Genomic DNA, 246 nt, shown 5'->3' with positions numbered 1-246 from the left:
ACCTGAAGTGGGACCACAACCGCGACCTGCTCGGGGGCTCCGCGCACCGGAAGACCGAGGCCCTGTACCCGCTGCTCGACGCCCTCCGGGAGGAGTTCCCCGACGTCGAGATCGAGTCCTGCGCGCCCGGCGGCGGCCGGGTCGACCTCGGGATCCTGGACCGCGTCGACCGGTACTGGCCGGCGGACACCAACGACCCGCTCGACCGCCAGGAGATCCACCGCTGGACGTCGGTGCTGGTCCCGC

1 protein-coding gene is annotated in these 246 nt (G+C 72.8%); it reads left to right on the top strand.

Annotated elements, in window-relative coordinates; translation table 11 throughout:
• The coding region (locus tag KVT14_RS20895; RefSeq protein ID WP_217617348.1) for an alpha-galactosidase at positions 1–246 on the top strand (246 nt) is incomplete at both ends.

This window comes from Cellulomonas sp. GbtcB1 (assembly GCF_019091725.1).
In the GTDB taxonomy this organism is placed as follows: Bacteria; Actinomycetota; Actinomycetes; order Actinomycetales; family Cellulomonadaceae; genus Cellulomonas.
The sequence above is the reverse complement of the archived record's forward strand: the minus strand, read 5'-3'. Positions and strand labels throughout refer to the sequence as shown.